Raw genomic sequence first — 26,468 nt, 5'->3', positions numbered from 1 at the left:
GCCATGAAGGCATATATTTTTTCAACATTGATAAAGAGCATATTATTTTTTGCCTTAGTCTTTAGCGTGCTCACTTATGCTGAAAATAAAGCGGACGGTGCCGATATTGATAATACACAGTCAGATGTAGCATTAGCTACTGAACTTGAACAAATTAAAAGTGAAGTGTTAGCGTTAAACCGTGAACTGTTTATTTTAGAAGAAGACTTATTGTTTCCAGCCAGTACCCAAGTGGCTGTTTTTGTATCTGTTGATATCGGACGATTTTTTACTTTAGATAGCGTTGAATTAAAAATTAATGAGAAAGAAGTTGCTGGCGTTTTATATACACAACGTCAACGTAAAGCACTAGAGCAAGGCGGCATACAACGATTATATATAGGTAATATTAAAACAGGAACGCATCAACTGACCGCTATATTTACCGGTTTAGATGGTGAGGGACGTACGACTAAGCGCGCGATAACTCATCAATTTGAAAAAGATGATGAAACGGTTATGATTGAATTGAAACTTGAAGACAGTACCTCGAATTATCGCGCAGATGTTGCTGTTGAACAGTGGGTTTTATAGTTCATTATGTTGTTAGCATATTGCGATGAACGTCAACAGTGCCATTTTAAGCAGACAATGAAAGGTGTATGCACAACTTCGCTCGCTATTTTCTGTTTATTTATTTACCTTTTTAGTGTCTTTGCTTCTGCTTCAGAAAACTTGTCTGAGACATCTTCAGCAGCTGAAATTAAAACCAATATAGAAAATAAATTTTATCGCCAAGCATTGTACTTTTATTTTCAAGGAGACAATGCTCAAGCGTTGAGCCAAATGGAAGTCAATAAAATACGTTTGTCTGAGCTTTCATCACTTAATTTACAAAACTCACTTAGTTCAACAAGCCAACTATTTTCTGCAGGTTTACAGCTTTCCGTTGGTTTACAACAACAAGCCAGAGAAACACTATTAGCATTTACAGTTGATGCACAGCCAATAAATAAGCATCAAAGTGGTGATAAACAGCATGCATTTACTGCAACATTTATTGCAACACAAGAGCAGTTATTGTTAATCGCACTTTTACAACTTTCAGAGCAATATATTGAACAAGGTTTACAAGCACAGGCTAAGCAGACCTTAAAACAAATTAAATCTGTGCCTAACATATATTACGAGCAATATCATAGCCTTAGTCAGCTTGCTTATTGGCCTGAAAAACCTGAGTTATTGCCTTTTGCCAAAGCTAGTGGTGAGAATGGGAGTAATGCGCTTGTACAAAATGAAGAAACAATGTCGCCATACGTGCAAATGAATCAAGCATTACGCCATATTGAATCAGGAGAGTCTGACGGATATCTTTTGGCAGAGCCGCTATTAAAGACACTTAAAAACCAACACTGGAAAAATGAAGAGCCAAATTTTTGGCAAACGCTTTTTAATGACACTCCACAAAATGAAAGACACTCCACTAATGCTCAAGCACAGCTTCAGCATCAAGCGGTAAATGACTACGCGCGTTTGTTACTGGCTCAAATGTTTGCTCAACAAGAAAAATATCAAGCAGCATATAATGAATTAAAAGAATTTCCTGAGCATAGCCCTTATGCCGAATCGGCTTTATTTTTATTTGCTTTTTCAGCTCAACGCATTAAAGAGTATACGGTTGCGTTAAGTTTACTAAAATTGTTAACACAAAATTATTCATATTCACATCTTGCTTGGCAATCAAGCTTGTTAATGGCAGAGCAAATTACTACTCAAAATAGTTTAGATGAAGGTTTAGCTTTATATCAAAAAGCTGACGATTTTTTTCAAAATAAATTAAAAGAATTAGCCCTGTTCGAACATAACTTTAACGCCAGTGGCGATTTATTACTTTTTTCATTAGATAGTGATATAGCAAGCGTAAGTGAAAAAGAGAGCAATAAATCTACAAATACCTCAATGGTATTATCAACGAACAAACAGTATTCTCCATCAAGCTCTCCACCAAATCCTCAGCAAAATAAGTGGTTACAACAGGCTCTGCAAAGTGTTGAACTTAAAGGCATGTATCACGACTTAATTGAATTAGATTTATTAGCAGAACATATAAAAGTATTGCAGAAAAAAAATAACTGGGTAGCGCAAACTCTAACGTTAAATCAAATAAGAAAGCAAAATATCGCATCAATTCAAGCGCAAAAAAATTATACCCAAGTGGTCGAGGTGTTATCTGAACGAAAAAATAACTTACACCAAACACTTTTACTTGCAAAAGAAGCGAATGACGGACAGGCGTTTGCCAATGAAATAGAGCAATTACTGTTAACGCGTATTAGCAATAGCCAAAAGAGTCTTGATTTTCTTAATAAGCATAAAAGCACTGATGATTATCAAATTCGATTAAAAAGAGTCAAGGGTGTTTTAGCATGGCAATTAGCACAACAATACCCAGAACGCAGCTGGTCACATCAAAAACAACTTAATACTCTTGACCAATTACTGTTAAAATCCAATGAAAATCTCACCAATTTTAATGTGTTAGCGCAATCTAACGGTAACTTACCTGGGTTCACTAGGCGTCAGCAATTATCAAGTGATAAATTGTTAAAAGCACTGACGTCAATTAAGCAGCTGCGCAAGCAAACTAGCATTAATATTCGTAAAAACGTTCAATCGTTTATTACAATTAAACAGGCGCTTTTAAAAGAGTACTTGCTTGAGACGAAAAAATCGATGGCTGAAGTATTAGAGCAAATGGCGATTCAAGATAAAAAAATTGAGCAACAACTTATTCCTGATCAAGCCCTAATTAAGGGAGCAATACTTTGAGAAGGTTAGCAACGCTGTTTACTTTACTGCTTTTATCAGGCTGTCAGCTAACAGACAATGAAGAGGCGACACAAAATTCCCCTAAGCGTTCAACCTTATTAGATTTGGCTAATGCTCAATCTAACGTCCTCTTATCTGAAAATAAACACTCTGAAACGCAATGGTCAAAACAACAACGCGCTGAAAAACTTGCCGCTATTTATCAATCAATATTAGTGATGTCGCCTGATCCTGAAGTACGTGTGAATGTTGAATACCGATTAGTGCAGTTAGACTCTCAAAGCTATGAACAAATAGATTTTGATAAGGTAACGCCTGAGCAAATGGATAAGGCGGTAGATAACTTAGTTGTTAAGTATCAAGAGCTTTTAACTCGTTATCCAAACCGAACTGATAATGAGCTCATTCAATATCAGCTAGCTAAAGCATTAGACTTACAAGGTAAACTCGATGAAAGTTTGCAGGTAATGGAGGCGCTATTAGCACAATATCCTCAGTCAGAATATTTTGCCGAGTTGAATTTTAGGCGCGGTGAAATTTATTATAATTTAGCTAATTATTCGTCCGCATTAGCGGCCTACCAACAAGTTATTAGCATAAACAAAAGTGATAAAAACAGTCAGAAATATTATTTAAATAGCCTTTATATGTCAGGATGGTCATATTTTAAATTAGATCAATTAACTCACGCAGATAGTCAATTTATTCAGGTGCTTGAAACTGTCGTTAGTGAAAGTAAAAGACAGTATTCTCCTACCGACTTTAGTTTTGAAAAACTCAATAGTCCGCATTATAACTTAGTGGTTGATGCGCAACGTATTCTAACGATTTCGTTGAGCCAACAGCAACAGTCCTCCTCATTACTTGCGTTAGTTGGTAAAGAAATACCAAATAAAACAAGTCAGGTTTATTTATATCAGCATATTCTATTTCAAAATTTGGCGAACTTTTTAGTTGAAAAAGCGCTAAACCTAGACGCAGAAAAAACCTATTTAACCTATATAAACGCCAGAGAAAAGCTTAGTGTTGGTACGTCTTATTCAGCCTCAGCAACGACTTTGTGGTCTGCTCGATTTTCTTTAGCATTACTCGAACTTTATAAAAAACAAGGTAAATACCAAGAGAGTATCGCCCTTAAAAAACGTTATATAATGGACTTCGGTTTAACAAGTAAGTTTTTTAAACAGGCCAGTAATGCCGAAAAAGATGAACTATTACCGCAATTACTTTCATTTAGTTACCAACACGCAAGGCGACTTTATGCAAACGCACAAACGCTCAAAAAAGGTCAACCAAGGGTGGACGCTTTTGCTGAAACAGCAAGTTGGCTAGAACGTTATTTATCACTTGCACAATTGCCTCGCTCTCAGGTGTTTATTAGTAATGTGAGTCAGTCATTATTGGCGGATGAATTCTTATATGCGGATGCGAGTTTTGAAGCACAAGCTTATGAAAAAGCGCTAATTAGTTATCAACGTATTGCTTATCAACAAAGAGTTAATGGCTTAGATAGTAAAGGCTCAAATAGCAGTGCAGATAGAGCAACAAACAAAGCTAACATTGAGAAAGAGTTGAACCTGCAACGTGAAGCTGCTTATGCAACTACGCTAACGATTCGAGAAATATTGTCACAACAAGAAGTGAATCAGTTATCAGTAACAAGTACCAAACAAAGTCGTAAAAACAACCCAAGCATCGAAAATGAAAAAACTTACCAATCGCTATTAATAGAGCGCACGCGTTTAGATGATTTATTTATTAAGACCTATCCAAAGGATAAGCGAGCATTCGTTTTAGCAACTCACGGGGCGCAATATGCTTATAATCGTTCAGACTTTCATGATGTTGGGTATTATAGTGATTTTGTTTTAACGCATTATGACGCAGATGCTCAATCGATAGCGTTAAAAAAACAACGACCTAAATTAACCGCGACCCAATTAAAACAAGTGAAAATTGTTAGTCAACTTCAAGCTAATTCACTTTATAAATTGACTAACTACCAAGCAGCAGAGTCAAGTTACGTTTTAGCGTTAAGTTATGTTAACAAAAATGCTGAAATTTGGAGCCAAATGAATGAGTTATTGGCTTCTTGTATTTATTTTCAAGGGCAAGGTTTTCAACAGCAATATAAGCGTCTAACACGAGGACTTACATTAGCAACTGCTAGTAAAAACCAAACTAAAGCGAGTATAGATACTAAAGCTAAAGCCGCAACAGAAGCCGCAGAGCAAGCAGTTCAACAATATTTACGAATATTTTCAGTCGCTAATCAATCTTCGTATGCATTAACTGGGCAGTTTGATGCGGCCAATTTATTATTAGATTTACAGCTATGGCAGCGTGCAGCTTCTGCTTTAATTGTTTTTAAAAAGCGCTACCCTAATCATGAATATACTGCATCAATACCGGCGAAGTTGGCAAAATCTTATGAAGCAACAGAACAATGGGAGTTAGCGGCTGAACAATTATTACTGATAGCTAATCAATCGGATGTTATTGATAAAAATCGTGTTAATAAAAAAACCGAACTAACGTCAGAGTTAACTACAGAACTAAGAAGAGAAGCGCAATACACCGCAGGACAATTTTATGTAAAAGCTGGTAATCTACCTAAAGCTATTAATACTTTTAGAGCCTATGCACATAAATATCCTAAACCTTTTATTATTGCTCAAGAAGTAAGGTTTAAGCTAAGTGAGTTTTATCAAGAAACCAATCAAGCAAATAAACAATACTATTGGTATCGAAAAATTGTTAGTTCGCACGATACACAACTTGGTAAAAAGTCTTTGGATGTTTCAGCCAATGATTTATCTCGTTCTGTTTATTTAGCATCTGTTTCAGCCTTAGGTCTTGGGAAAGCACATCAACAAACGTTTAAATGGACAAAGCTTAACATTCCTTTGAACAATAGTTTAAAAGCCAAACAAAAAGCAATGCAAATGGCGGTGCAGTATTATAAAAAATTATTATCTTATCAATTAGCTGAATTTGTACCTCACGCCACGTTTAATTTAGCCGAAATGTATCGTCAACTTGCGGTAGATGTAATGGCATCAGAGCGACCCACAGATTTAGATGAATTAGCGTTAGAAGAATATGAATTTTTACTCGAAGAAATTGCCTATCCATTTGAAGAAAAAGCTATTGAAGTGCATGCCAGTAATGCAGAGCGCGCTTGGCAAAATGTTTTTAATACTTGGGTAGCAAAAAGTTTTGCTGTTTTAGCGACATTAGATCCCGTTCAATACAATAAAAAGGAGCGAGTAATACATGCTGTATCATCAATTCATTAAATCATTTTCTCGCTGTAAAGGAAGCATTAAAAAGCTACTTTGGAAAGGACTCGCATTATTTACACTGACCTTATTTATTGGGTGTTCATCTTCAACGAATGACTACGTGAACAGTAATGAAAAACAAACGGGGCAAGATTCAACGGAATTAAAAACCATTTCAGATGATTTAATTGCGATGGTAGATACTCAAGAGTCGTCAAGCAAAGAAACTACCAGTTTAACTGACGTCACTGACTCAACAAAGCACTTAGCTAAGAAAAACTTGTACTTAGAGCAACAAGCAAAGCGAGTAACAAATTTACCTGACAACATCATTAAGGATTATCAGAAAGCTTTAACTGCAATGGATAAAAAGCAGTGGGATGAGGCGAATATACTATTAGATCAAATTATTGTTTCTCACCCTCAGCTTTCTGGTGTTTATGTTAATAAAGCGCTTATTGCGATGGCGCAAAGTAAAAAATTTATTGCACAGTTTCAAATTGATAAAGCATTAACCGTTAATCCAATAAACCCGTATGCGCATAACGTGCAAGGGCAGCTATCAAGACTGAATGGGGATTTTACTAAAGCGGAACAAAGTTATTTAACAGCACTTGAAATATGGCCAGGCTATGCTGAAGTACATTGGAACTATGCCGTGTTATTAGAGTTATATCGTGGACGTTTATTGGACGCTAAAAGGTATTATCTATCATTCCAGCAATTATCACCTGACGATAAACAAGTGAAGCGCTCAATTGCCGGGCTTAATATAAAAATTGCCAGAGCAGGGAAGTAATAGATGACAACATTCAACAATGTTCAGTTAAAACGTATTCATACTTGTTTATTAGGCTGCTTGTTTGACAACTTACTTGGAGGTATAGTCGCTTGCACTTTTGTTGCTGTAGTTTTGCTTTCCTCGCAAGTACAAGCCGAAGAACCGGCTAAAGAGAGAGTTACTCAACAAACAACAGTAGATAAAACGAAAATTATTATAAACTCTCAAGTTAAAGGCTCACAAGAGCAGCCGAAAGTCTTATATATAATGCCTTGGCAAGGTATTAAAAAGCCAATAACAATAAAAGGCACTAAGCGCACAGTAGTTATGCCAACTTTTGAGCCGATACACCCGAAAAAATTTAAACAGCAAGTGCTAGATTATCATCAAGACTTGGATAGTAAGTAATAAATTAATTTATAAGGAATAACAATGAGTTTTATCGATTCTATGATCGCTTTTTTACAAGATGGCGGTTCATTTATTTACCCTATTGCGCTAGTTTTAGTGGTGGGTTTAGCGATAGCTATCGAACGATGGTGGTATTTAAGTGCAGTACTAAGCACAAATAAAAAAGCGTTCGCTTTAGTTAAAACCGCACTGAAACAAGGTGACACTGACAAAATAAGCCAGTTAGCAAAAACCAATAAAGCCCCGGTATTTGATGTACTGCAATCGGGTATTGCGCGTCTTTCTCAAGTAAAACGCAGAGAAGATGTGGAATATGCCATGGAAGAAACCATGATGGAGTATATGTTACGCCTTGAAAAACGCACGCCATTTTTAGCCGTACTCGCTAACATTGCGACTTTACTTGGACTATTAGGCACGATAATGGGTTTAATTGCCGCTTTCTCTGCTGTTGCAACGGCGGATCCTGCTGATAAAGCTACCTTACTTTCTGCCAGTATTTCGGTCGCGATGAATACCACCGCATTTGGTTTGATTACCGCAATTCCATTAATTTTGATGCACGCGAACTTGCAAGGGAAAACTGCTGCCATTGTAGACTCATTGGAAATGGCAGGTATTAAACTGCTCAATTCATTGTCATTTGGTTCACAATCAGAAGAAAGTCGCCGTTAACCATGATTAATCGCCGCCGCCGTAATCGCGGGAAAGAGGTTGAGTTAGACATTACATCATTTATGAATTTGATGGTTATTCTTGTGCCTGTATTATTACTGGGTATGGTGTTTTCTCAAGTAAGAATTTTAAACTTACAACTCCCCATTAATGCCCAGCAAACTGATTCTCAAGATGAAGAGGCCAAAAAGTCATTAGAATTGGTGATTAACGAACAAGGGTTTTCGCTTAATTACCCCGAAGGCGTGTTATTAAAAAACTTTGCTAAACAAGAGCAGGGCTATGATTTTTCAGCGTTGTCGATTTATTTACAAGATTTAAAACTAACTTTTCAACAACAGAAAATAGATAAAAATGACATTGTTATTTTATTGTCGCCTACAGTAGATTATCAAACATTAGTCTCGGCAATGGATACGGTGCGTTCGTTTAAAGCAGTTGTTGCGGCTAATTTAGTGGATGCAGAATTATTCCCCTTAATTTCTTTAGGAGATGCGCCTACTACAGAAAATAACACTGACTCCTCTACAGGAGCTAATCAATGAAACAATCAGCCAAAGCAAAACGATTAGCTAAACATCATAAGCGTTTTGGTCCAACCAACCAATTGAACTTGGTTGCTTTGATGGATATTTTTACCATTTTGGTGTTCTTTTTAATGGTTAATCAATCAGAAGTACGCGTGTTACAAACGTCTAAAGAGATCAAGTTACCCGTCTCTTTAGCACAAGAACTTCCTGCTGAAAACTTAGTAATAACTGTTTTGCCAAATAACGTATTAGTACAAGAAAGAGCCGTATTATCATCGGGTAAAATTATTTCGGCAATGAAAGAGGAAGAACAAGTCGCGTTAATTGAGGCAATTACCAAAGAATTAAACTATCAAGCAAGTAAACGCCTTAAATTAACAAAACAAGAAGAAGAAAAAGGCAAAGCCGTTACTATTATTGGTGATGCGAGTATTCCTTACTCTTTATTGAAACAAATTATGCAAGCTTGTGCTGAGAGTGATTATAGAAATATGTCATTAGCGGTTGAGCAACTATCTGCGCAGCCAAACCAGTCAAACCAAGTAATACAGTCAAAAGGTATGAGGTAATTATGACTTCAGCTACCTTAAACGCTCATTCTTATACTGACTTATCACCAGATAGTGAACGCTTTAGCGCGGATTTAGGTATTGATTCACAGGATAAAATATTCTCTAAAGTACTGATCGCCTTACTCGTTATCTATTTAATTTTTGGTGTTGCGGTTCCTTTTTTAGAGCGAGTTGTGGTGACCCGAGAAGTGCAAGAGAAAATGCCACCGCAGTTAGCAAAAATTATTTTAAAAGAAAAGCAGTTGCCACCACCAGAGGTTCGTAAAGTTGAACCTATTGAAGAAGTTATTCCAGAAATTAAGCCAGAAGAGAAGCCAGAGCTTAAACCTGAACTAAAACCAGAGCCCAAGCCAGTTGAACCAACAAAGCGAGCCATAGCTAAACAAAAAGCCGCGTCTTCAGGACTTGCGGCAATGAAAGATGATTTATTCTCAATGAGAGATGCATATATCACCCCAGAGAAAAAAACGACCTTAATAAAAGGTAATAACGAAGCGGTTAACGTTCAGCGTAAATTACTCGCAAGCCAAACAAATAAACAAAGTACAACATTAGCGGCAGCAAGCGTCACTAATACAGTGCAAAGTGATGAGTTGAGTAGCCGAAACACGCAAACCATTCGATTAGCAGAGGAAGAGGTCTTAGCCCGTGAAGCGAGTGAAGCCAATGAACTAGCACAAGGTAATAATCTAGACGGTAGTGGCAATACTCGCTCTGAGGTGGCTTTGCGTCGCACGCTAGAGTCAAGCAAGTCGAGACTATACGCGTTATATAACAGAGCATTAAGAAAAGATCCTTTCTTAAAAGGTAAAGTACTCTTCGATATTGAAATTCAACCTAATGGCGTGGTAAGTAAAGTAGTTATTACCTCAAGCAAATTGAACAATAAAAAACTAGAGCGACAGTTAACCTTAGTTTTAAAGTCAATTAGATTTACCGAAGAAGAAGTTTCTGTAATGACAACTGTCTGGGCGGTTGATTTTTTACCTAGTTAATACTGGTTATTTCATAGCTTTTTTGTTGGATTGCTAGTTTTTGTATAACTTTTAGTTATATAAAATAGGTTTGTTAACTAGCGAGCTTTTAAAGTCTATGGCATTATAGCGTCAATAAATTTTTATCAAAGTTAGTATAAAATTCAATGAACTTAACTCATCTACAAAAGCTAGAAGCTGAATCTATTCATATCATTCGCGAAGTAGCTGCCGAATTTGATAATCCGGCAATGCTTTACTCTGTAGGTAAAGACTCTGCAGTATTGTTACACCTTGCTCGTAAAGCCTTTGCACCCGGAAAAATTCCATTTCCTTTACTTCATGTTGATACTGACTGGAAGTTTAAAGAGATGATCGCTTTTCGCGATCAAATGGCTGAAAAGTATGGTTTTGAGTTATTAGTTCATAAAAACCCTGAAGGCATGGCAATGGGGATTAGTCCTTTTGTTCATGGTAGTGCAAAACATACCGACATTATGAAAACTCAAGGGCTGAAACAAGCACTTGACCAATACGGTTTTGATGCTGCATTTGGCGGCGCACGTCGTGATGAAGAAAAGTCGCGAGCTAAAGAGCGTGTCTATTCTTTCCGTGATAAAAACCATCGTTGGGATCCTAAATCACAACGTCCAGAACTTTGGAATATTTATAACGGTAAAGTAAATAAAGGCGAAAGTATTCGAGTTTTCCCTTTATCAAATTGGACAGAACTTGATATTTGGCAATATATTTACCTTGAAGATATTGATATTGTTCCACTTTATTTAGCCAAAGAGCGCCCAGTTGTAGAGCGTGATGGTGTAATGATCATGGTAGATGATGACCGTATGCCAATTGAAGATGGTGAAGAAGTGATGATGAAAAGTGTGCGTTTTCGCACATTAGGTTGTTACCCATTAACTGGCGCAGTAGAGTCTACTGCGACAACATTGCCCGAAATTATTCAAGAGATGTTATTAACTAAAACCTCTGAGCGGCAAGGTCGAGTCATTGATAATGATTCGACAGGCTCAATGGAGAAGAAAAAAATGGAAGGTTACTTCTAAGCCCATTTTTACAATAGCATCTCGATTCGCACATATAATGTGTGGGTTTTAGTCAAAAATAGTTAGCTAAAGTTTAACTTTATCAGAAATAAACGTTGAGCTTTATCAGAAGGAAAGAAGATGAGTCAGAACGACTTAATTGAAAACGATATTCAAGCGTATTTAAAGCAACACGAAAATAAAGAAATGATCCGTTTCTTTACTTGTGGCAGTGTTGATGATGGTAAAAGTACCCTAATAGGACGCTTACTACACGACTCGAAAATGATTTTTGAAGATCAACTTGCTTCAATTACCCAAGACAGTAAAAAGTCGGGAACCACAGGTGAAGAAGTTGATCTTGCATTACTGGTCGATGGCTTGCAATCTGAGCGAGAGCAAGGCATTACTATTGATGTCGCTTATCGTTATTTTGCAACAGACACACGTAAATTTATTATTGCCGACACCCCTGGTCATGAACAATATACTCGTAATATGGCAACAGGCGCCTCGACTTGTGATTTAGCTATTATCTTGATTGATGCGCGTTACGGCGTTCAAGTACAAACACGTCGTCATTCATTTATTTGTTCGTTATTAGGCATTAAACATGTACTGGTCGCGGTGAATAAAATGGACTTAGTCGATTATAGTCAAGAACGTTACCAAGAAATTAAAAAAGAATATCGCGAGTTTGCTGATGATTTAAACTTTACCGATGTAAGATTTATTCCGTTATCCGCATTAAAAGGCGACAACGTTGTAGAAGAAAGCCCTAATATGCCTTGGTACCCTGGTGCCACGTTAATGAAGTTACTAAACACCATCAATGTTAATGCTGATGAGTCTTTTACTGACTTTAGATTCCAAGTGCAGTATGTAAACCGTCCTAATCTTGATTTTAGAGGCTTTGCAGGTACTGTTGCTTCTGGTCATATTCGTGTTGGCGATACTATTGTTGCACTACCTTCTGGCAAAGAAAGCACGGTTAAATCGATTGTTACTTTTGAAGGGGAATTAGAACGTGCCGATAAAGGCATGGCGGTAACGTTAGCACTCACCGACGAAATTGATATCAGTCGTGGCGAAACCATTGTTAAAAAAGGTGGTTTACCTACGTCCGCAAAAGAATTTAATGCTACCGTTGTTTGGATGCATGAAGATGAATTAGGTGCAGGTCGTGAATATTATATTAAGCACGGCAGCAAGGTGACTACGGGACACGCGCTTAAAGTTGATCATCGAGTTGATGTTAATACCATGGAAAAAATTGATGCGTCTCAATTAGCATTGAATGAAATTGGCTTTGTTGATTTTGAGGTATCTGAAACTCTACATTTTGACGAGTATGCTCAAAATAAATCAACTGGCGCATTTATTATCATCGATCGACTTAGCAATATTACAGTTGGTGCAGGGATGATCAACAATGTAATTGAGAAAGAAGAAAGCCAAGCGTTTTCACCTTTTGAGCTAGAATTTAATGCATTGGTTCGCAAGCATTACCCTCATTGGGGTGCTAGAGATCTGTTAAAAGGTTAATGCTACTTTAAGCAAATAGCGGTAAACCCTTGTTTATCGCTATTTGCTTTTTTATTGAGGTTTAGGTCAATGGCAGCAATGCAGTACCTTATGTTGGCTATATTTTTAGCAACTTTTGTTGGCCTGTTAACCTACCAACGAGCCCCCGAACGTGTATTTGGTGCAGCTACGATTGCTTGTTTAGCTTGTTCGTTTGTTAGTGCTGACGATATCTTACTTAATGCAGTCAATCCGGGCTTAGTGACTTTAATTCTATTGGTGCTTTGTTCCTTTACATTTGAGCGCACCAGCGTGCTACGACGAATTTCAGCACGTATGATTAATGGCTCCAAGTTTAAATCTACTTTTAAAACGCTAATTTACGCTTCTTTTGCATCCGCATTAATGAGCAATACTGCGGTTGTTGCTACGCTGATTGCTACCGTTAAAAAAAACACCTTAATTAATCCTGGAAAATTGTTAATTCCGTTGTCATTCGCGGCTATTCTTGGTGGTACATTAACTTTAGTTGGTACTTCAACTAACTTGATCGTGAACAGTATGTGGATTGATCACGGTGAACAGTCGTTCGGCTTTTTTGATTTTACCTTGATAGGGATAACTGCATTAATTGCTTGTATTACCTTGATATTTATTCGAGCTAATTCATTGCCGAATATGACATTGTCAACAATTGACAGTAACGATTATTTTGTTGAAGCAGAGGTTGGCCTAGCTTCTAAACTTATTGGATTAACCGTTGAAGAAAATGGTTTACGTAATTTAGATTCACTCTTTTTAGTAGAAATTATCAGAGCAGGTCGACTTATTTCGCCCGTTGCGCCAGATGAAGGTATTCAAAGTGGCGATAAGCTCATTTTTAACGGTGATGTCTCAAAAGTACTTACTTTACAACAATTTGATGGCTTAACACTTTTCGCTGAGCAAGATGGCTTACTTAGAGATAATTTAACCGAAGTGTTGATTAAACCTGATTCTGCTGTTATTGGAAAAAGCTTAAAAACAGCAGGTTTTAGAGCAAGGTTTGATGCCGCAGTCGTTGCTATTAGGCGTGATGGCGGCGCTTTATCTGGAAAACTTGGTGAGATAGTTATCCAATCGGGCGACTTATTAGTGTTAGCGGTTGGTAAAGATTTTAGCTCGCGTACTAACTTATCGAAAAATTTCTTTATTTTATCGGGTCATCAACCTGTTAATATGTTGGTCGGTTGGCGTGACCATTTAGCTGTTATTGGCTTTATTAGCGCTATTGCTGTGTCTGTTTTTACTTCAATTAGTTTACTTAAATGCCTAATGTTTTATGTAGCAACATTATTATTTACAGGCTGTTTAACCGTCAATGAAGTTAAAAGGCGTTTTCCATTAGAAATATGGATGATTGTACTTGGCGCTCTCACTTTGGCTAAAGCATTAGAGTTAAGTGGTGTCGCACAAATTTTTGCAGAACAATTAGAATTCTTGTTAAATGATCAAAGTGCTTATATTGCTCTGATTAGCATCTTTATTGTGACATTAGTTTTAACCGAGCTAGTAACCAATAGTGCAGCAGCAGCACTTATATTTCCTATTGCTTATAGCTTAGCTATTGGACTTGGTGTTAATCCATTACCTTTTGTTATGGCTGTTGCTTTTGGGGCAAGTGGTAGTTTTATCAGCCCCTATGGTTACCAAACCAATATTATGGTGTACAACGCGGGCAACTATAAATTGTCTGACTTTGTTAAGTTTGGTTGGCCTGTATCGTTAACCTACAGTGTGATTGTGTTAATAATGATCCCCATCATTTTTCCATTTTGATAAGATTAAACACAATTGGTATTACTCAATAAATTTGACCCTAAGAGAATAAAATGAGCACAACGATGAAAACAGAAAATACCGTATGGCATGAGCAACACATCAATAAAGCTCAACGCTCGGCACTTAAAAAGCAAAAACCTTGTCTATTGTGGTATACCGGTTTAAGTGGCTCAGGTAAGTCGACCGTTGCTAATGCAGTAGATGCTTTATTATTTGAACTAGGTTGCCATAGTTACTTATTAGATGGCGATAATGTTCGTCATGGCCTTAATGGTGATTTAGGTTTTAGCGATACTGATCGTATCGAGAATATACGCCGTATTAGCGAAGTCGCGAAACTTTTTCTTGATGCTGGATTAATTGTATCTACAGCATTTATCTCTCCTTTTGCTGGTGATCGCGCTATGGCTGCGAACTTGTTGGAGCAAGGAGAGTTTATAGAAGTGTATATCGATACACCAATTGAAGTGTGTGAGCAACGCGATCCCAAAGGACTTTATAAAAAAGCACGCCAAGGTGAGATTAAAGACTTTACCGGTATTGATTCTACATACGATGTACCTCAATCGCCGGCGATTCATGTAAAAACCGCTGAAAATTCAATTAAAGAATGTGCCCAGCAAATAGTCGAGCATTTGATCAAACAAGGCTTTATCTCTATTGAAGATAAGCACTAGTACCAAAATTGGCATTTAAAGTAAAAATTACAGTTATAGGATAACTCATGCATTACGATGTTTTTAACGGAGATGCCGACGGCATTATTGCGCTTGTTCAGCTGCGCTTAGCCCAACCTAAAGAGTCAGTACTAATTACTGGTGTTAAACGCGATATTAGTTTGCTGAAACAACTTGAAGGCAAAGCGGTTGATTCTGTTACCGTGTTAGATATTTCTTTAGAAAAAAATGTGCAGCCACTAAAAACTTTATTAGCGAATAAAGTTGATGTTTTATATGTCGACCATCACCGCACAGGTGAAATTCCACAATCAACCCATTTAACTACGTTAATTAATACCGATGCTAACACTTGTACTAGCTTATTAGTGAATGAGTTATTAAAGGGGCAATTTGTGAATTGGGCTATTGTTGCCGCCTTTGGTGATAATATGAAACAAGCAGCTAAAAAGTTATCACAACAACAAGGTTTAACGGCTATTGAAGAAGAGAAACTTGCTCAGTTAGGTGTTTATGTTAATTATAACGGATACGGTAGAACTGTTGACGATTTGCACTTTAAACCCGATGAGTTGTACAGTTTGTTGCGTCAATACACAGATCCGTTAACTTTAGTGAATGAAGAAGACTCTGTTTTTACGACACTCGCATCAGCTTATCATCAAGATATGGCAAAAGCACAATCAGCCACCGTACTCGCTGATAATTCAATTTGTAAAGCCGTATTACTCGACGATGAAGCTTGGGCAAGACGAGTTAGTGGCGTGTTTGGTAATGAATTAGCGAATCAGTCGCCAAATAAAGCACATGCCGTGTTAACCTTAAATACCGATGCTACTTATACGGTCAGTGTAAGAGCCCCTCTTGATAACAAACAAGGGGCGGATGAAATTTGTATTCAGTTCCCAACAGGGGGCGGTAGGGCTGGAGCCGCAGGAATTAATAATTTACCTCAAGAAATGCTTGAAGGTTTTATTAATACAATGACACAATATTATGCAGACAATTCTTCATCACTTAAATAAGTCACAGACGAATAAGCCAAATAGAAAGGGAATAGCATGAGTTTATTAATTACGGGTGGCACAGGATATATTGGCAGCCATACGGTGGTTGAATTACTAAAATTGAACAAAGATATTGTTATTGTTGATAATTTAGTAAATTCTTCCATTAAAGTACTTGAGCGAATTAAAAAGATCACAGGTAAAACCGTGACCTTTATTCAGGCGGATATCTGTGACAAAAAGGCGATGGAGCAAGTATTCCAGCAGCATTCTATAAAGGCGGTTATTCATTTTGCGGGCTTAAAGGCCGTAGGTGAGTCTAATGAACTGCCTTTAAGTTATTACCATAATAACGTATCTGGTACGATTACTTTGTTAGAAACAATGGCAAAGTATCAGGTGAAACAACTCGTTTTTAGCTCGTCAGCGACGGTTTATGGTGAGACTAATCCTTCACCTCTAGATGAAAGTATGCCCACGTCTGCAACTAACCCTTATGGTCAAACCAAGTTGATGATTGAAAATATTTTATTCGATCTCGCCAAAAGTGACAGTGATTGGTCTATTGCTTGTTTACGTTACTTTAATCCAATTGGTGCTCATGACTCAGGATTAATCGGTGAAAACCCTAACGGTATTCCCAACAATTTACTACCTTATGTTGCTCAAGTGGCGGTTGGCCGTTTAGCACAACTGCAAATTTTTGGTGACGATTATGACACCCATGACGGCACAGGCGTTAGAGACTACATTCATGTGGTTGATTTAGCGTTAGGTCATGTTAAAGCATTAGAAAGTCTTGATAGTATTAGCGGTTGCCAACCTATTAATTTAGGTACAGGTAAAGGCACATCGGTATTAGATATAGTAAATACTTTCAAACAAGTAAGCGAGCGAGAAATCGCATATAAAATTGTACCGCGACGTGCAGGAGATATAGCAACGGTGTTTGCCGATGCGAGTATTGCTAGCGAGCTTTTAAATTGGCAGGCAACTCGTGACTTACACACCATGATTGCAGACACTTGGCGTTGGCAGTCTAATAACCCGAATGGTTTTGAAGACAGCTAAGTTATATACTTTTATTAAAACGTTGTTTCTGATTAAGATGTTAATTTCTGTTGAGGTATGCCGCATAAATGACTTGTATTACTAATGTTATTCTAACTACCGCTATACATGACGGAGCATGGATTAATAGCGATTATGGTAGTGTAGATCAACTCAATGAGTATTTATCTAAGAAATATCAAGGTACGAGGCTTTATTCTATAGAGGGTAGTGTAGGTGGCCACAAGACCATTAGTTGTGATATTTTTGCCGCCGCAATTGATTATTTGGATTTAGATGAGTTTATTGAAGAGTTTTCAAAGGTGCAATGGGATAAACCAGAGGAAGTGCATTTGCTTATAAAAAGCAGTGATGATTTAAGGTTTCAGTCGTATTATCCCTCAAAACTATCAAAGAATCTTTAAAGCATAACGCTAACCAAAGCTTTCGTTTACTTGTTTGAAGTGACTATTAATCTGGAGTGTGTAGTGTGAAAAACCTACAAAAGTTAGGAGGCGTTTCAGCGCTTCTAGAATCTCTTATATACGTATTAGCTTTTATTTTTTTCGGCGTGTTTTGGAGCTTTCCTGTTGATGTTAATACCATACAACAGTTTGCATTTTTAGCTGAAAATAAAACGATATTGTCGGTTGTAAATCTCACTATGTATGTCCTTTTTGGCATATTATTGGCTGTTTTAGTTTTAGCACTTTATGAGCGCTTAAAAGCAAGTAGTCCCATTCTTTCACAAATTGCTTCTGTCTTTGGAATTATATGGGTGGGATTAGTTATTGCTAGTGGGATGATTGCCAATATAGGTTTAGTTAGCGTATTGGAACTGTCTGTGAAGGATCCAGAACGAGCGATGACTGTTTGGCATACAATCAACGCAATAGTTGAGGGGCTAGGTGGCGGAAATGAAGTAGTGGGAGGCTTATGGGTGTTTTTAATAAGCTTAGCGGCCTTAAAAGCAGATAAGTTATCTAAACTGCTTAGCTACTTTGGTCTTTTTGTCGGTAGTGTTGGTATTCTCACTATTTACCCTGCGCAAGTGCTTACCGAAATTTTTGGCGTTAGCCAAATTGTATGGTTCAGCTGGTTAGGCCTCAGCTTGATAAAAAATAGTCAGTTTAAATAAGGCGATTGTAATTTTGAAAAAAGTATTAATTTTTGGTAATTCAGCTTCTGGGAAATCAACACTTGCCAAACAAATGTGTAATGAGTTTGGATTAGCACATTTAGATTTAGACGTACTTGCATGGGAAGCTACAACCCCACCAACAAGAAAAAACTTGTTGGATTCTAAAGCCGAGATTATTGCATTTATAACAGCTAATGACTCTTGGGTTATAGAGGGCTGTTATAGCGATTTGTTACTGTTAGCAAAGCCTTATGCAACTGATGCCATATTTATGAATTTACCCATTGAACATTGTATTTCTAATGCTAAATCTCGTCCTTGGGAGCCTCATAAATATCCATCTAAACAAGCTCAAGATGAAAACTTATCCATGTTAATCGATTGGATTTCCCAATATGCAAAAAGAGATGATACTTGCTCAATTAAAGCTCATCAAAATTTCTATACCAATTTTACTGGTAACAAAAAGATGATTACCAATAATTTATCAATCATTTAGTTAACCTTTCCTAATATGCATTGTTGTATTTAAAGATTTATACGGTACGAAATGGGACCTGCTACAATTAAAATAAGCTTGCTTTAATGTCAAGTTTAACGCCAGTTAATCAATAAGGTATATTGGCAACTCATGAGGAATTAAATATGAATTATGTTGATGGTTTTGTTCTAGCGGTACCTAATAATAAAAAAGAAGCTTACATAAAACATGCTACAGAAGCTGCAACTGTTTTTAAAGAATATGGTGTGTTGTCTCTCGTTGAATGTTGGGGAGATGATGTGCCAGAAGGTGAGTTAACTTCATTCCCTATGGCCGTTCAATGTAAAGCTGATGAGACGGTTTGTTTTTCTTGGCTAACATGGCCATCAAAGAAAGTTAGAGACGATAATATGATGAAAATTATGGAAGATCCTCGAATGCAGCCAGAAAACAACCCAATGCCTTTTGATGGCAAAAGGATGATCTTTGGCGGTTTTAACGTTATCGTAGAAAAGTAATTGATAAAAAAGAAATAATATTACTTGGTTTTCTTGATATTTTTTTTGGGTTTTATACTAATTTTTAAGCGATGTTTTTAGGTGTTATATGAATGTTTTAAATAGTAAATATAGCTTTTTGTCAGTAGCTTTAATTGTTTTTGGAATGTTGCTACTTTTCGCTGAAAATAATTTTTACCAATACGTTGATAGTGAAGGGGTACTTCATGAAAGCATGTTTCTACCTCTAGGTATAATTAGTATTGCGTTAGGGGGAATATTTTTGTGCTTTTTTATTATTCAACGAGTTTGGTGTTCATTAGTTAAAGCGTAATTTTTTAGGATTTTGCATTTTAAATTCGCTTAAAAATATTTAAACTAATGAACTCGGTAAGCGGGTAACTCTACTCGGTACAATTTCAGCGCTTTCAAAGTTACTACACCCTGATAACACGAATCACCATCACCACTAAATTCAAAATCAAAAATACTGAACAGGTGTAAGCCGCCTTGCCGACTAAACTTAAACCGACTTGAGCGTCGAGCAATTGCGATAAATTGTAATTGCTCGTTATCGCAATAGTGTTTGCAATGTTTAAGGGCTGCTTCAGAAACTTGACGAATGTAAACGAAGTACCAACCAATTAAACAAAAACCTAGCAAGTAATAAATATTTTCCATATTACTGAGTTATTCTCTTTTGTAGATGTAAATAAAGTAAAAACTAACCTGCTCTGTTAAATAGCAAACCGATAGCTTGAGCAAGTTCATTACTGCGATTAGGATCTCTCATACATTGAAATATATTGGGTCTAATGACAGGAATAGCAACTAAATCTTTAAATATGGCAGTAAAAAGCTCATTGTCTTTAGATTGTATTAAGCGTTCTAAATATAACATTAACATATCAGGGCTTTGCCATAATAACCAGCAGCGACCAGCCAAGATTATTAGTAAGTCGGTACTTAGCTTGTCATTATTGAGTAACTCTTTGGCAAATTCAATTACATGCGGGTGTTGGCAACTAGAAGCTAACGAACGAAGTAAACTTTGCTGAACTTGGAGTTGTTCCGTAGCTGTTTGATGATAGGCATCAACTATTGCATCGATAAGTGTTACGGGTAATGTCTCATTTTCTAGCGCTCCACACAAAGGCATTAATACTTCAGATGCAATATGCGGAAATGCCTCGACTAATGCCGCGCTATTTTGGCTATTGTCAAGATGCACTGCAAAATCGCTAATGCCTTGAATTGCAATTTTTTGCCAGTTATCCCACCCTAAGTCACCTGTAATATATTGTTGAAATAAAGGTAAATATTCACTACTTACTTGTTTTAATTCACGCTTAATTTTACTGTTAAGCGATGCAAGTTTATATTGTGCTGGGGTAAAGTTATACGGATTACTTTTTAACAGCTCTTCCTGTTTTTCAGTCGGGTCAACGGTTAAGTCTGATCCTAAAGCGTCAATAATAATCGCAATAAAGTGATCTCTTGCCCCTTGATTTAGTAAACCTCTCTCATCAAGTGGAAGTTTTACAAACCACAAAAAAGGTTGTGTATTTTGTTTTTGCCAAAAAGCAATAGCAATAAATGCGTGCCCTTGAGAAGGATAAGGGTAAGGTAATTGGTTTAACTCTATTTTGTTAAACTCTTCCTTAGATATTTTGTCAATTTTTCGCCCTAAATCATAGATACGATACTGGCTGTTAGACAGTGCGAGTAATTCGCTAATTGTTGCAATATTCGCAGGAGAGTGAGGCGTTTCAGACATAGTAAATTTAATAAGTTGTTGATATTGAATCTGGCCAATATTATAGAGATAATTAACTCTTAACACCACGGTAAATATCGTTTTACTACGAGCAATAATTGTCTTGTGCGAAATATTTGTCAATTTAAATGAGCAAAGAATGACAGAGAAAGAAATCCCCCCTTTAACCGAAGCTGAAATTGAATATGAACAGCATAAACCACAGCTGACTATATTGTATCAAGATGATTACTTAGTGGCTGTAGATAAACCTGCGGGGCTATTTGTGCATCGCAGTTTTATGGATAAAGATGAAGTGTATTTTGCATTGCAGTTGGTTCGAGATTTAGTTGGGCAGTATGTTTATCCTGTTCATCGTTTAGATAGGCCAACATCAGGGGTGTTACTTTTTGCATTATCAAAAGAAGTTGCTCAAAAAATGGGGGAAGCTTTTAGCCATAACGAAGGCAGTAAAAGTATTCAAAAAACATATTATGCGCTAACAAGAGGGCATTTGTTAGATGAAGGAGCCATTGACCATCCATTAAAGGAAAAGCTCGATAAGTTGGGTGATAAAGGAGTTAGTCGAGATAAACCGCCTCAAGAAGCACTTACACATTTTAAGTCAATGGCGACAGCATCATTACCGATCCCCTTAGGAAAATATGACAGTGTTAGGTATTCTTTAATTAGATGTTGCCCACAAACAGGGCGAAGACATCAATTGCGTCGCCACCTTGCTCATTTACGTCATCCAATTATTGGTGATATAAATTATGGGGATAATAAGCAAAATCCATTTTTTATCCAACACTTTGGTTTTAAACGATTAATGTTAATTGCTAAAGAGTTAGCGTTTATCCATCCGGTAACTCAAAAAAAGATGACCATCACAGCTGAGTTCGATGCACACTGGTTGCATGTCTTTAACACTTTAAATTGGTGTGAAATGAGTGAAAATTTATAAGACACCGTTTTGCTTAATTTATCTTAACCTGAACTCGGTTTAAGAGATGGTTAACAGTTTGAAAAATAGGTAAATAATTATTTTACTCCACTTTAGCTTGATAGTTTTTCTTAATTCAAGGCAAATTTCGCGTCAATAGCTGGCCTATTGCAAGAAATTTAACGAAGAAGTAAGGAAAAATAGCTGCTAGAGAACTATTTGTTAAACCGAGCTCAGGTTATCTTACTATAGAGAGCCACTGATTTTTACAGCGTTAATATCATTGTCGATAAGCTTTGTATAACGGGTGATTAATTTTACTTGTTGATGATTTTCTTTCTCGCCTCGTATACTGACATAGTTATTAAAACTTACCGATTGGCTGTTATCTTGATTAAGCTTTGCAAACGCTAACATCATTTTTTGATCAGCTGTCATCGGTCTATTTAATAAAGACATCATTAAATGATGATCAGAGGCAAACGATTTTTTTTCTGTTTGATTAGTCGCCGGTGTAAATATTGATTTCTCGAAAGCCGAAGCAGGGTAGCTTAATGTTTTATCTTGGGTTAACTGCGCTGTATTGCTGCATGCAGCAACAGATAATACGATTGAAAGTAGGGCAATAATTTTAAATGACTTCATAAATTTTTTACAACATATTTAATGTAATTAATTCATGAATCGCAAGTGTTATGCCAACTAGAGTTTTGACATTGGTATAGACAGATAAAGTGAAAAATAATGCACCTTAACTATTTGAAAAATATGATTAAAAATGAAGTCGTCCACAATTTTGTATTTTTTCATTATTGTACGTTTGGTAGGCTTTTAGCAGAAATTAACGGCTCTTTATAGAAGTGTCAAAATTTTAACAGTGCAGTAGCTGCAGGTCATAAATATAAAAATCAGCATAAAAACGCCCTATATTTAGTGTAGCTAGATAGGGCGTTTTTAATAACTCCGCTATTATTCTTCTGATACCGAGCGAAGTAGCGCATTAATTCCTACTTTTGCGCGCGTTTTAGCATCAACTTTTTTAACGATGATCGCGGCATATAAGCTGTATGTTCCGCATTTAGAAGGCAAGTTCCCAGGTACGACTACCGAACCCGCAGGAACTCTACCATAATGTACTTCGCCAGTTTCACGATCAAAAATACGAGTGCTTTGACCAATGTATACGCCCATTGAAATAACCGCACCTTCTTCAATGACTACACCTTCTACAATTTCAGAACGTGCACCAATGAAACAGTTATCTTCAATGATTGTGGGGCCTGCTTGTAAAGGTTCTAAAACACCGCCAATGCCAACACCGCCAGATAAATGTACGTTTTTACCTATTTGTGCACACGAGCCAACAGTTGCCCAACCATCAACCATACAACCTTCATCAACATACGCGCCTATGTTGACAAAGCTTGGCATTACCACAACATTTTTACCGATAAAGCTACCAGTACGAACCGATGCGCCAGGAACAACGCGAACACCATCTGCTTCAAACATAGCCTGTGTATAGTTTGTATATTTCATTGGCACTTTATCAAAGAAGGTGCTTTCTGCGCCGTCAATTACAGTGTTATCCCAGATACGAAAAGACAATAACACGGCCTTTTTTAACCATTGATGAACAACCCACTCTCCTGCAATTTTTTCAGCAACACGTGCAGAGCCATCGTTTAAAGCAGCTAATGAATCTACTACCGCATTTTTTACTTCACTTGATACTGTTGAAGGGGAGATGTTATTGCGATCTTCAAAAGCAGCTTCAATGATATTTTGTAATGCACTCATTTTCTTTTAATCCTTAATTATAAAGTTAAACTCTTTATGGGAGCGGTTAGTTCAGCTCTTCACATAATTTGGTGGTTAGGTCAGCTTTCTCTTGTTCAGTTAATGCTTGATTATCGATATTTGAAATAGTAAATACGTCTTCCGCTTTTTCGCCAAAAGTTGTTATTTTAGCTGAATGTATATTTATTTGGTTATCTCTAAATATACGAGCAATAATCGCTAACAATCCGGGAATGTCGGTAGTTAAAATTTCCAATAATGAACCACGTTTATTATTTGTTTTAATAAAACTTACACGGGTTGGAATAGCAAAATGCTTAAACCGTTTAGAAAGTGGCGGCATCTCGATATCATTAAAGTTTTGCTTAGTTAAAGTATTTGTTAATGCATTGGCAATTTCAGAAGTACGACCTTTATCATCAATTGCTTTACCTCTTTGATCTAACACTACAAAGGTATTCATGGTGTAACCCGATTTACTGGTAATAATCTTGGCGTCATGAATGGATAGCTTTCTTATGGCTAATAAAGACACGGTTGCAGAAAACAAGTTGTAATGTTCTTTAGTGTAAATAAAGACCTGTGTCCCCCCTCTGTAGGGGACTGGACTGATTAATACTAATGGTTTGTTGCGATCGTGGGCTAAAATATTCTGACAATGCCATGAAATTTGCTCTGGTGTGTAACGTAAAAAATAATCGGCATTATATTCTTCCCATAAAGGCGCATAGGCTGCTTTTTCTATATTCGCCTGAGAAAGTAACTCAATTGCTTGGCGTTGGTTTTCTCGTATTTTAAAGCGTAAATCTACGGGTTTTTCTAAACCGCGTCTAAAAGCGCGTTTAGTGTTAAAGTACAGTTCTTCTAGTAAGTTGGCTTTCCAGTTGTTCCATAAGCTTTCATTAGTTGCTCGCATGTCAGCGACTGTTAAACAATATAGAAAGTCTAAGTGGGCTTCGTCGCGAACAATTTCACCAAATTTACGAATAACATTTTCATCAGAAATATCACGACGTTGTGCGGTTACCGACATCAGTAAATGGTGTTTAACTAACCATGAAATCATCCGTCCATCATGATCATTTAATTTATGAGACTTACTAAAGTTAAGGGCATCTACAGCGCCTAAATCAGCGTGACTGCCGCCTCTACCTTTGGCTATATCATGAAAAATTCCTGCTAAAAAGAGTATTTCAGGCTTGCGATTACGTTGAACGATTTTTGAACACAAAGGAAACTGATGGTTAAACTCAGGTTGTGTAAATTGATACAGGTTTTTAATTAAACGGTAACTGTGCTCATCAACCGAGTATGCATGGAATAAATCAAATTGCATTTGTCCAACAATGTTACGCCATTCAGGTAAGTAAGCAGACAAAATACTATGACGATGCATTAGGGTAAATGCTAAACCTAATCCTCTAGGGTGACGTATGATTTTCATAAACACTTGTCGACTAATTGCATAGTCACTTAAGCCTGAAATTAAGCGTCGTCGAGCATTTCTCATTAACCGTAAGGTTTGAGAGTGTATGCCTTTTATTTGATCGTACTCTGCGACATACAAAAACATTCTCATTAATTTACCTGGGTTCATAAATACCCGAGAACTTGTCGTTTGAATTAATCCTTTGGAATAATAAAAATCATTATCTATGGTGGTAATTCTTGCGTTGTCATTTTGGATTAAAATGGCTTGTTGAAAATGCTGTAATAAAATAGTGTTCAACTCGGCCACACGGCCAATAATTCGGAAAAAACGTTTCATCATACGTTCAACGGCATTTTTCCCTTGATCGCCAAAGCCTAGAAAGGTAGCAACGTCTGCTTGATAATCAAATAAAAGGCGATTTTCATTTCGTCCTGCAACAAAATGCAGAGCAAAACGCATACGCCATAAGTAATCTTGACACTCTAATAATTCAAAAAATTCATTTTCGGTTAAATAATCATGTTCAACGAGTTCTTCAAGAGAGTCAGCAACAAAGTGACGTTTAGCAACCCAAGCAATGGTTTGAATATCTCTAAGACTACCAGGATTGGCTTTTAAATTGGGCTCAAGTGTGTAGGCTGCGCCATGAAATTGTTTGTGTCGTTTATCTTGCTCGTTTCTTTTAGCAATAAAGAATTTTTTTGATGTCCAAAATACATCATCATTAAGCAAAGGCTGAAGTTGTTGGGTAAGAGCTTCGTTTCCACATACTCTGCGCATTTCCATTAAATTGGTTGCTACAGTAACGTCTTTTCTTGCTTGCTTTAAACATTCCCTGATACTTCTAACACTATGACCAATATCAAGTTTTACATCCCAAAGCTGAGTAATAAAGCTGGCTATTTTTTCTTCTAAATCTTTATCTATTTTTTCTTGAGTTAATAATAACAAATCAACATCTGAATGTGGGTGCAACTCACCTCTGCCGTAACCGCCAACGGCAAGTAAGCTAATTTGATACTCATCAAGTTTATGTTGAGACCATAATTTAGCTAGAATGTGATCAACAAAGTCAGCTCTTGAAGCTAATAAATCACCAGTTTCTATTAATGAAAACTGTTCTTTTAACCACAAATTAAAATTTTGACTTAACTGACAAATATCAAGTGCGGAAAGTGTTTCAGTTGAAATAGCGAATGGATCGCGAAATTGCGCAGGTAAAATAGAGTTGAGTTGCAAAGTAATGTCTCTTTAA

26 protein-coding genes are annotated in these 26,468 nt (G+C 36.8%); 21 read left to right on the top strand and 5 right to left on the bottom strand.

Annotation, left to right across the window (positions count from 1 at the left end):
* Window positions 1–3: 3 nt before the first annotated feature.
* The 20 genes from AC27G3_RS08900 (at window position 4) to AC27G3_RS08805 (ending at window position 19,613) form a co-directional block, all read left to right on the top strand.
* The gene (locus AC27G3_RS08900; protein ID WP_487120767.1) at window positions 4–573 is read left to right on the top strand and encodes an AraC family transcriptional regulator; all 570 of its coding nucleotides are present in this window, start codon (window positions 4–6) and stop codon (window positions 571–573) included.
* A 6-nt stretch (window positions 574–579) separates the two neighbouring features.
* Window positions 580–2,808, top strand: coding sequence for a tetratricopeptide repeat protein (locus AC27G3_RS08895; protein ID WP_487120765.1), 2,229 nt, complete (start codon window positions 580–582; stop codon window positions 2,806–2,808).
* A complete protein-coding gene (locus tag AC27G3_RS08890) occupies window positions 2,805–6,107 on the top strand; it encodes a tetratricopeptide repeat protein (RefSeq protein ID WP_487120763.1) in 3,303 nt (1,100 codons plus the stop codon). The genes AC27G3_RS08895 and AC27G3_RS08890 overlap by 4 nt, the downstream gene beginning before the upstream one ends.
* Complete coding sequence (locus tag AC27G3_RS08885) at window positions 6,085–6,891, top strand: tetratricopeptide repeat protein (RefSeq protein ID WP_487120761.1); 807 nt, start codon at window positions 6,085–6,087, stop codon at window positions 6,889–6,891. The genes AC27G3_RS08890 and AC27G3_RS08885 overlap by 23 nt, the downstream gene beginning before the upstream one ends.
* 3 nt (window positions 6,892–6,894) lie before the next feature.
* Window positions 6,895–7,281, top strand: coding sequence for a hypothetical protein (locus tag AC27G3_RS08880; protein WP_487120759.1), 387 nt, complete (start codon window positions 6,895–6,897; stop codon window positions 7,279–7,281).
* A 24-nt stretch (window positions 7,282–7,305) separates the two neighbouring features.
* Entirely contained in the window at window positions 7,306–7,959 is a 654-nt protein-coding gene (locus AC27G3_RS08875; RefSeq protein ID WP_487120757.1) for a MotA/TolQ/ExbB proton channel family protein, read from the top strand.
* 2 nt (window positions 7,960–7,961) lie between these two features.
* A complete protein-coding gene (locus AC27G3_RS08870) occupies window positions 7,962–8,504 on the top strand; it encodes an ExbD/TolR family protein (RefSeq protein ID WP_487120755.1) in 543 nt (180 codons plus the stop codon).
* A complete protein-coding gene (locus tag AC27G3_RS08865; protein ID WP_487120753.1) occupies window positions 8,501–9,058 on the top strand; it encodes an ExbD/TolR family protein in 558 nt (185 codons plus the stop codon). Before AC27G3_RS08870 ends, AC27G3_RS08865 begins: the two co-directional genes overlap by 4 nt.
* A gap of 2 nt (window positions 9,059–9,060) precedes the next feature.
* Window positions 9,061–10,056, top strand: a complete 996-nt coding sequence (locus AC27G3_RS08860) for an AgmX/PglI C-terminal domain-containing protein (RefSeq protein WP_487120751.1) — start codon at window positions 9,061–9,063, stop codon at window positions 10,054–10,056.
* Between the two features lie 146 nt (window positions 10,057–10,202).
* Window positions 10,203–11,102, top strand: coding sequence for a sulfate adenylyltransferase subunit CysD (gene cysD, locus AC27G3_RS08855; RefSeq protein WP_487120749.1), 900 nt, complete (start codon window positions 10,203–10,205; stop codon window positions 11,100–11,102).
* 120 nt (window positions 11,103–11,222) lie between these two features.
* Entirely contained in the window at window positions 11,223–12,626 is a 1,404-nt protein-coding gene (gene cysN / locus AC27G3_RS08850) for a sulfate adenylyltransferase subunit CysN (protein ID WP_487120747.1), read from the top strand.
* Between the two features lie 69 nt (window positions 12,627–12,695).
* Window positions 12,696–14,423 carry an SLC13 family permease gene (locus tag AC27G3_RS08845; RefSeq protein WP_487120745.1) on the top strand — a complete coding sequence of 576 codons (1,728 nt, stop codon included), beginning with the start codon at window positions 12,696–12,698 and terminating at the stop codon, window positions 14,421–14,423.
* A gap of 53 nt (window positions 14,424–14,476) precedes the next feature.
* Window positions 14,477–15,103: an adenylyl-sulfate kinase gene (gene cysC / locus AC27G3_RS08840; RefSeq protein ID WP_487120743.1), complete on the top strand. Its 627-nt coding sequence runs from the start codon at window positions 14,477–14,479 to the stop codon at window positions 15,101–15,103.
* 47 nt (window positions 15,104–15,150) lie between these two features.
* A complete protein-coding gene (locus AC27G3_RS08835; protein WP_487120741.1) occupies window positions 15,151–16,128 on the top strand; it encodes a DHH family phosphoesterase in 978 nt (325 codons plus the stop codon).
* A gap of 36 nt (window positions 16,129–16,164) precedes the next feature.
* Window positions 16,165–17,181 (top strand): UDP-glucose 4-epimerase GalE, encoded by a 1,017-nt coding sequence (gene galE, locus AC27G3_RS08830; protein ID WP_487120740.1) that lies wholly within the window; start codon window positions 16,165–16,167, stop codon window positions 17,179–17,181.
* A 68-nt stretch (window positions 17,182–17,249) separates the two neighbouring features.
* Complete coding sequence (locus tag AC27G3_RS08825) at window positions 17,250–17,585, top strand: hypothetical protein (protein WP_487120738.1); 336 nt, start codon at window positions 17,250–17,252, stop codon at window positions 17,583–17,585.
* Between the two features lie 65 nt (window positions 17,586–17,650).
* Complete coding sequence (locus tag AC27G3_RS08820) at window positions 17,651–18,298, top strand: hypothetical protein (protein ID WP_487120737.1); 648 nt, start codon at window positions 17,651–17,653, stop codon at window positions 18,296–18,298.
* A gap of 13 nt (window positions 18,299–18,311) precedes the next feature.
* Window positions 18,312–18,800, top strand: coding sequence for a P-loop NTPase family protein (locus AC27G3_RS08815; RefSeq protein ID WP_487120735.1), 489 nt, complete (start codon window positions 18,312–18,314; stop codon window positions 18,798–18,800).
* Window positions 18,801–18,946: 146 nt separating this feature from the next.
* Window positions 18,947–19,300, top strand: a complete 354-nt coding sequence (locus tag AC27G3_RS08810; protein WP_487120733.1) for a DUF1428 domain-containing protein — start codon at window positions 18,947–18,949, stop codon at window positions 19,298–19,300.
* Between the two features lie 88 nt (window positions 19,301–19,388).
* Window positions 19,389–19,613: a DUF3955 domain-containing protein gene (locus tag AC27G3_RS08805; protein ID WP_487120731.1), complete on the top strand. Its 225-nt coding sequence runs from the start codon at window positions 19,389–19,391 to the stop codon at window positions 19,611–19,613.
* 44 nt (window positions 19,614–19,657) lie between these two features.
* On the opposite strand, the gene AC27G3_RS08800 is transcribed toward AC27G3_RS08805, so the two are convergent.
* Together AC27G3_RS08800 and AC27G3_RS08795 are read right to left on the bottom strand one after the other, a co-directional pair.
* On the bottom strand, window positions 19,658–19,960 hold the full coding sequence (locus tag AC27G3_RS08800) for a DUF3301 domain-containing protein (protein WP_487120729.1): 303 nt from the start codon (window positions 19,958–19,960) through the stop codon (window positions 19,658–19,660).
* A gap of 43 nt (window positions 19,961–20,003) precedes the next feature.
* Window positions 20,004–21,179, bottom strand: coding sequence for a DUF3549 family protein (locus AC27G3_RS08795; protein WP_487120727.1), 1,176 nt, complete (start codon window positions 21,177–21,179; stop codon window positions 20,004–20,006).
* A gap of 16 nt (window positions 21,180–21,195) precedes the next feature.
* Here AC27G3_RS08795 and truC point away from each other — a divergent pair, with 16 nt between their 5' ends.
* Window positions 21,196–22,002, top strand: a complete 807-nt coding sequence (gene truC, locus AC27G3_RS08790; protein ID WP_487120726.1) for a tRNA pseudouridine(65) synthase TruC — start codon at window positions 21,196–21,198, stop codon at window positions 22,000–22,002.
* A 225-nt stretch (window positions 22,003–22,227) separates the two neighbouring features.
* Here the strand turns inward: truC and AC27G3_RS08785 are convergent, their stop codons facing one another.
* The 3 genes from AC27G3_RS08785 to glnD all read right to left on the bottom strand — a co-directional run bounded on the left by AC27G3_RS08785 (window position 22,228) and on the right by glnD (window position 26,452).
* On the bottom strand, window positions 22,228–22,626 hold the full coding sequence (locus AC27G3_RS08785) for a hypothetical protein (RefSeq protein WP_487120725.1): 399 nt from the start codon (window positions 22,624–22,626) through the stop codon (window positions 22,228–22,230).
* Window positions 22,627–22,950: 324 nt separating this feature from the next.
* On the bottom strand, window positions 22,951–23,781 hold the full coding sequence (dapD, locus tag AC27G3_RS08780) for a 2,3,4,5-tetrahydropyridine-2,6-dicarboxylate N-succinyltransferase (RefSeq protein ID WP_487120724.1): 831 nt from the start codon (window positions 23,779–23,781) through the stop codon (window positions 22,951–22,953).
* A gap of 46 nt (window positions 23,782–23,827) precedes the next feature.
* Window positions 23,828–26,452, bottom strand: coding sequence for a [protein-PII] uridylyltransferase (gene glnD / locus AC27G3_RS08775; RefSeq protein WP_487120722.1), 2,625 nt, complete (start codon window positions 26,450–26,452; stop codon window positions 23,828–23,830).
* Window positions 26,453–26,468 lie beyond the last annotated feature (16 nt).

Source organism: Colwellia sp. SU-HH01217 (assembly GCF_057543495.1).
Note: the sequence above shows the minus strand (reverse complement) of the source record. Positions and strands in the feature narration are given on the sequence as shown.